4 protein-coding genes are annotated in these 7358 nt (G+C 74.3%); all 4 read left to right on the top strand.

All coding sequences use genetic code 11. From position 1 onward, the window contains the following. A partial coding sequence (locus tag ACFWNV_RS38605; RefSeq protein ID WP_383956686.1) for a hypothetical protein occupies window positions 1-988 on the top strand: 988 nt, incomplete at its 5' end. A gap of 105 nt (window positions 989-1093) precedes the next feature. Then, on the top strand, window positions 1094-2173 hold the full coding sequence (locus ACFWNV_RS38600) for a hypothetical protein (RefSeq protein ID WP_383956683.1): 1080 nt from the start codon (window positions 1094-1096) through the stop codon (window positions 2171-2173). A 136-nt stretch (window positions 2174-2309) separates the two neighbouring features. Next, the gene (locus ACFWNV_RS38595; RefSeq protein ID WP_383956681.1) at window positions 2310-3101 is read left to right on the top strand and encodes a TIGR03936 family radical SAM-associated protein; all 792 of its coding nucleotides are present in this window, start codon (window positions 2310-2312) and stop codon (window positions 3099-3101) included. A 244-nt stretch (window positions 3102-3345) separates the two neighbouring features. After that, window positions 3346-7311: a ribonuclease E/G gene (locus ACFWNV_RS38590; RefSeq protein ID WP_383956678.1), complete on the top strand. Its 3966-nt coding sequence runs from the start codon at window positions 3346-3348 to the stop codon at window positions 7309-7311. Window positions 7312-7358: the final 47 nt, after the last annotated feature.

The following is a 7358-nucleotide window of genomic DNA, read 5'->3' as shown; positions in this document are numbered from 1 at the left end:
GTTCAAGACGGCGACCACCGACAAGCTGGTGATCTCCAAGCGGACCCCCGGAGCGGCGTACCGCACCGGCGCGGTGCTCGTCGTGGTCGACGCCACCGGAAAGGCCGTCTGCCGGCAGTGGGGCTATGCCTGCCGGGTCACCGGCTCGACGGGGTATCTCGTCTACGTGCTGGCCGCCGGCTACGACGGCAGCACGCCCATCGCGGCGCACATCGACACCTGGCGGGTCGCCACCACGGCCGGCTGGGCGCCCGAGTGCACCACGAAGCGCGTCGGGGCGGAGAACTTCCCGGTGCGGAGCGGCACCCTGACCGAGGACGCGGCGGGGTACTGCGCCGTCGCCGACATGAAGCCGGGCCAGCGTTTCGACCTCTACGGCGCGGACAACAGCGTCGCGAGCGGGACCAATCCCAACGCCGAGTTGATGAGCCCCACCAGTTTCACCGGCGCGGGCCTCGACCCCGTGGCCCGTTGCGACGGCCGGAACATCGGTGACTTCAACTTCTCCTGCTGGACCTCGGCCGACGCCCCGAAGGGGGAGTACCTCGTCCTGCTGAGCGCGTACACGGCTGCCACTCCGCTCAAATACCAGATGCAAGGCGTCTGTGACTTCCCCTGTACCACCCGGCCGAAGCAGGCCGACGCCACCTCGGTGACGCCGGCGACGAGCCCCACCCAGACCATCACCAAGGTGACCCTGCGTGGGAGGAACCTGACCCTCGGTACCGAGGTGGTTCTGACGGCCGACGGCGGCAGCACGAGCCCGTCACGGATGGTCAAGGCGACGGCGGTCAACACCGCCGGGACCGTGCTCGTCGTGGAGCTGAGCACCTTCGGCATCGCGCCGGACACCTACTCCGTGGCGCTCGACTCGCCCCAGTACACCTGGGGCACCCGCTCGCCGGGGTTCCTCCCCGACGCCTACAAGGTCACCGCGGCCCCGCCGCCCCCGCGTACCCCGCCCGGCGGCCACCCGCTGGCGAACTGACCGCACACCGACGGCCCGCCCCGATCACGGGGCGGGCCGTCGGTGTGTCCGGACCCGTGGGGTGGTGCCCGCAACGGAAGGGGCCCCTGCGGAGTCCTTATCTGCATGGAACTGGAAGAGGCGCGCGCACCCGGGGGAGAAGGCTGCCTCGTCGGAGCCGTACGGATCCCCGTGAAGATCGTGGCGGTGCTGATCGTGCTGCCCCTGCGGGTGGTGTGGGACCTGCTCGTCGCCGGCGCGCGGATGCTGAACCGGACCGTCCTCGGGCCGCTGGGGCAGGGGCTGCGGCGGCTGTACGAGCTGGTCCTGCTCCCGGTGCTGCGGGGGACCGGGTGGCTGATCGGGGCCCTGTTCAAGCTGGTCTTCTACTGGCCCTGGGCCGGTCTCTGGCGCTACGTCGCGCTCCCGGTCGGGCAGGCCGTGTACGCGTACCTGCTGAAGCCCGCGGGCACGGGGCTCTGGCGGTACCTGCTGGTCCCGGTCTGGGAGTACGGGCTGCTGCCCGCCGGGCGGGGCATCGCCCGGCTGTTCGCGGGCGCGGTCCGGTACCTGCTCGTGCTGCCGGGCGGCGCGCTGTACCGGTACGTCCTCACCCCCGTCGGGCACGCCCTGCGATGGCTGGGCCGGGGTTTCGCGGCCGGTGCGGCCTGGGTGGCCAAGGCCCTGTTCCTCTGGCCGTGGGCCGCGCTGTGGCGGTATGCCGTACGGCCCGGGGCCGTCGGGCTGTGGCGGTACCTGCTCGCGCCGGTCGGGCGGGGGGTGTGGGCGTACCTGCTCGTGCCGCTCGGGCAGCTGCTCGTCGCGGCCTGGCACCTCGCGGGGCGGATCAGCCGGGCGCTGGGGCGCGCGCTGGTGTGGCTGTGGCGGTGGGCCGTGGTGCGGCCCGCCGGATGGCTGCGCCGGCACGTGGTCACGCCCGCCGGGAACGCGCTGCGCGCCGGGTGGGTCGCCGGGCGGCGGGCCGCCCGCGCGGTGCACCGGCGGGCCGTCGCTCCCGTCGGCCGCGTCGTCGGCGAGGTCTGGCGGACCACCCGCCTCTCGGTGCGCGAGGCGCGGGCCGACGTGCGGCGGGCGCTGTTCGGGGGGCCGACCCGGGAACCGGCGAGGTCACAGACGCGTACTCTGGGTAGTAACACAGCCGCAGGCGACACGCCCGCCCCCGAGATCTTCCTGCACAAGACATGAGCAGGAGTGAGCCGGAGGGCAGGCGCGGCCGCCCGGCCCCACAGACCTCAGGGCGACGCGCGAGCCGCGGAGCCCCGCACAAGGAGATGAACCACTGGGCAAGCGACAGCCCGAAGGCCCGCCTCCCGCACCGGTAGTGCAGCGCATCCGTCTGCGCTACACCAAGCGCGGCCGCCTCCGGTTCACCAGCCACCGAGACTTCCAGCGTGCGTTCGAGCGGGCCCTGCGCCGCTCCGAGGTGCCCATGGCGTACTCGGCGGGCTTCACCCCGCACCCCCGCGTCTCGTACGCGAACGCCGCCCCGACCGGGACCGGCAGCGAGGCCGAGTACCTGGAGATCGCCCTCGCCGAGGCCCGCGACCCCGCGGTCCTGCGCGAGCTGCTCGACGAGTCGATGCCCGTGGGCCTCGACATCATCGACGCCGTCGAGGCGCACACCTCCGGTCTCGCCGACCGGCTGACGGCCTCCGTATGGGAGCTGCGCCTGGACGGCGTGGAGCCCGGAGACCTTGAGAAGGCCGTCGGGGCCTTCCTCGCGGCCGAGACCGTGGAGGTCCAGCGCCGCACCAAGAACGGCATGCGGACCTTCGACACGCGCGGCGCCGTGGTCAGTCTGGAAGTGGTTCCCGTTACGGCGACCGCAGAGGCTGATAGGCCCCTGGACAATGCTTGTGCGATACTGCGGCTGGTTGTTCGGCATTTGACACCTGCCGTTCGACCCGACGACGTCCTGTCCGGTCTCCGAGCTGTGGCCGACCTAACGCCGCCGGTCCCCGCTGCGGTGACCAGGCTGGCGCAGGGGCTCTTCGACGAGGAGTCCGGCACGGTGACCGACCCGCTCGCGCCCGACCGCGAGGCTGTCACGACCGCCCCACCCACGGCGGCCGTAGCCGCCGACGCGAAGGCGCCGGAAGGTCCCGCCGCGTAGGGATCGTCGTCGTCGCGCAGCCCTGGGACTCGGGAGCCACCTGGGTCGGGCCGCGCACAGACAGACCTGAAGACTTGAAGACTTCCGCCAGGCCGTACGACTACCCGTACGGAACCGGCGGCCATTGAACTGAGCTCCCGTGTGGCGAACGCGCCCCGGAGGCCGGTTCCGCGCTCATTACGCGGAACCGTGCCGGACCGGACGTCAGCCGCGGCGCCCGGGAGCGTGACGGGAGAAACCCCGCATGCTCAACAACGAAAACGACAACAAGAACGCCGCCGACAGTGGCAGCCCGAGCGACAACCTGCCGCCGCGCAGGCGCCGACGTGCCGCGTCCCGGCCGGCCGGCCCGCCCGGTGGCCCCGTAGCCGCCGCCGAGGCCGCTCCCGCGCCCGTAGTGGCCGCAGCTCCCGCCGAGGAGGCCGCCCCGGCCGCCGCCCCGGCCCGTACCCGCCGCCGTGCCACCCGCGCCGTGGCCGCCCCCGAGGCGTCCGCCGCCGAAGCCGTGGCCGAGGCCCCCGCAGCCGCCCCCGCCGCTCCGGCCGTCGAGGAGCCCGCCGCTCCCGCTCCGCGTGCCCGTCGCCGTGCGACCCGCGCCGTGGCCGCCCCGGAGGCGCCCGCCGCCGAGGCTCCGGCCGTCGAGGCTCCCGTGGCCGCTCCGGCCGTCGAGGAGCCCGCCGCTCCCGCCCCGCGTGCCCGTCGCCGTGCGACCCGCGCCGTGACCGCCCCGGAGGCGCCCGTCGCCGAGGCCCCGGTCGTCGAGGCCCCGGCCGCCGCTCCGGTCGCCGAGGCCGTCGAGGAGCCCGCTGCCCCGGCTCCGCGTGCCCGCCGCCGTGCCACCCGCGCCGTGACCGCCCCCGAGGCGCCCGCCGCCGAAGCCGTGGCCGAGGCCGCGGCCCCGGCCCCGGTCGTCGAGGCTCCGGTCGCCGCCGCCAAGGCCACCGTCACCGTGGCCGACGCCGTGGACTCCCCGAAGCGCGGCGGCCGCCGCCGCGCCACCCGTTCCACCACCGCCCCGGCCGCCGCCGCGCAGCCGGTTGCTCCCGCCGCCGAGGCCCCCGCCGCCGCCGAGGCCCCGGCCCGCGGCCGCCGCGCCGGGCGTCCCGCCGTCGCCGTGTTCCAGGCCCCGGTGTTCGCCGAGCCGATGTTCCAGACCCCGGAGACCGCGGCCATGATGGCCGCGGCCGCCGCTGCCGCCGCCCCGGCCGAGGAGGCCGAGGAGGAGGAGCTCGACCTCGTCGAGGCCGAGGCCGAGGCCGAAGCCGTCGTGGCCGCCGCCCCGCAGCCGGCCGGCCGTCGCCGCCGCCGTGGCCGCGGCGGCGCCGCCGAGACCGCCGCGCCCGTGGCCCCGGCTCCGGCCGCCGCCGCGCAGTCCGGCCCGGTCACGCTGGCCGACGTAGAGCTGGTCGACGAAGAGGCCGAGGCCGAGCTCGAAGGCTCCGCCGACGAGGACTTCGACGAGTCGGGCGACCGCCCGTCGCGCCGTCGCCGCCGCGGTGGCCGTCGCCGCCGTCGCGGTGAGGCCGCCGACCTCGACGAGTCCGCCGAGGAAGAGGCCGAGTCCGCCGAGGACGCGGAGTCCGCCGAGGACGCGGACGCCGAAGAGGCCGAGGACGACGAGGAGAACGGGGCCCTCGGCTCCAGCTCCAGCCGTCGTCGCCGGCGTCGCCGCCGTCGCAGCGGTGACGGTGGCACGGACGCCGACGCGGCCGAGGACGACGGTGTCCGCACGGTCGTCAAGGTCCGCGAGCCGCGCCCGGCGCGCGAGCGTGCCGAGTTCGTCGCCTCCGGCTCCACCTCCTCCGACGAGGTCCAGTCCATCAAGGGCTCGACCCGCCTGGAGGCCAAGAAGCAGCGTCGCCGCGAGGGCCGCGAGCAGGGCCGCCGCCGCGTCCCGATCATCACCGAGGCCGAGTTCCTGGCCCGCCGCGAGGCCGTCGAGCGCGTCATGGTCGTCCGCCAGTCCGGCGAGCGCACCCAGATCGGCGTCCTCGAGGACAACGTGCTCGTCGAGCACTACGTCAACAAGGAAGAAGCCACCTCGTACGTCGGCAACGTCTACCTGGGCAAGGTCCAGAACGTGCTGCCGTCCATGGAGGCCGCCTTCATCGACATCGGCAAGGGCCGCAACGCGGTCCTGTACGCCGGCGAGGTCAACTTCGAGGCGCTCGGCATGGCCAACGGGCCGCGCCGCATCGAGTCCGCCCTCAAGTCCGGCCAGTCGGTCCTGGTGCAGGTCACCAAGGACCCGATCGGCCACAAGGGCGCCCGCCTGACCAGCCAGGTCTCGCTGCCCGGCCGCTACCTGGTCTACGTGCCCGAGGGCTCGATGACCGGCATCAGCCGCAAGCTGCCCGACACCGAGCGCGCGCGCCTGAAGACCATCCTCAAGAAGATCGTCCCCGAGGACGCGGGCGTCATCGTGCGCACCGCAGCCGAGGGTGCGAGCGAGGACGAGCTGCGCCGCGACGTCGAGCGCCTGCAGGCCCAGTGGGAGGACATCCAGAAGAAGTCGAAGCAGATCTCGACCTCTTCGCCGAGCCTCCTGTACGGCGAGCCGGACATGACCGTCCGCGTCGTGCGCGACATCTTCAACGAGGACTTCTCGAAGGTCATCGTCAGCGGTGACAGCGCCTGGGAGACCATCCACGGCTACGTGAACCACGTGGCCCCGGACCTGGCCGACCGGCTGAAGCGCTGGACCTCCGAGGTGGACGTCTTCGCGACGTACCGGATCGACGAGCAGCTCGCCAAGGCGCTCGACCGCAAGGTGTGGCTGCCCTCGGGCGGTTCCCTCGTGATCGACAAGACCGAGGCGATGATCGTCATCGACGTCAACACCGGCAAGTTCACCGGTCAGGGCGGCAACCTCGAGGAGACCGTCACCAGGAACAACCTGGAGGCGGCCGAGGAGATCGTGCGCCAGCTGCGGCTGCGCGACCTCGGCGGCATCGTGGTCATCGACTTCATCGACATGGTCCTGGAGTCCAACCGCGACCTGGTCCTGCGGCGCATGCTGGAGTGCCTGGGCCGTGACCGCACCAAGCACCAGGTCGCCGAGGTGACCTCGCTGGGTCTGGTCCAGATGACCCGCAAGCGGGTGGGCCAGGGTCTGCTGGAGTCCTTCTCCGAGACCTGCGTCCACTGCAACGGCCGCGGCGTCATCGTGCACATGGAGACCCCGACCGTGGTCGGCGGCGGTGGCAACGGCAAGCGCTCCAAGCGCCGCGGTGGCCAGGGCGCCGGACACGAGCACGACCACGAGAACGAGGTCGTGGACACCGCCGAGGGCGATGACTACGAGATCGAGACCGAGGCGGAGCTGGCTGCCGAGGTCGCCGCTCCCATCGCACTGCCCGATCCCTCCTACGTCGCGGACGAGGAGCTCTACGGCAGCCCGGCCGAGGCCGAGGCCGCTGCTGCGGGAGTGAGCGGGCGTCGCAACCGCCGTCGCGCCACCCGCAAGGCGACCGCTCCGGCGGGCGCCCCGCGCGGTGCGGCGACGGACCGAGCCCCGGTGGCCGCGGCCCCCGTGGCCGAGCCGGTTGCCGAGGTCGAGGTCATCGAGACGCCGGAGCCCGAGGCCGTCGTCGAGATCGTCGAGGTCGTGGCGGAGCCGGTCGTGGAGGAGGCCCCCAAGGGCCGCACCCGCCGCCGTGCCACCCGTAAGGCGACCGCTCCGGCGGGCGCCCCGGCCGAGGCCGTCCAGGCCCCGGAGCCGGTGACCGAGGCCCCCGTGGCCGAGCCCGAGGTCGTCGTCGAGGCCGCGCCGGTCGTCGTCGAGACCCCGGCCGAGGCCGAGGCCGAGCCCGTGGCCGAGGCCGCGCCGGCCCGTCCGCGTCGCCGTGCCACCCGTAAGGCCACCGCTCCGGCCGGTTCCCCGGCGGGCGCGGAGGCGGCCGTCCTGGTCGTCGACGCTCCGGTCGAGGCGCCGGTCGAAGCCGCTGCGGCCGAGGCCGTCGCCGAGGAGGCCGCCCCGGCGGCTCCCGCCAAGAAGGCGGTCCGCAAGACGGCCGCCAAGAAGGCGACCACGACCGCGGCGAAGAAGGCCCCGGCCAAGAAGGCGGCGGCCGTGAAGAAGACCGCGGCCAAGAAGACGACCACGGCCAAGACGGCGGCGAAGAAGACCGTCGCGAAGCGGGCGACGAAGAAGACCGCGGCGGCCGAGCAGCAGACGCTGCCCTCCGTCTCGGCTCCGACCGAAGCCTGATCCGCGGATCCCGTTCCACCGGCCCCCGCCCGGCACCCTTGGTGCCG

Source organism: Streptomyces sp. NPDC058401, from assembly GCF_042722885.1.
In the GTDB taxonomy this organism is placed as follows: Bacteria; Actinomycetota; Actinomycetes; order Streptomycetales; family Streptomycetaceae; genus Streptomyces.
The sequence above is the reverse complement of the archived record's forward strand: the minus strand, read 5'-3'. Positions and strand labels throughout refer to the sequence as shown.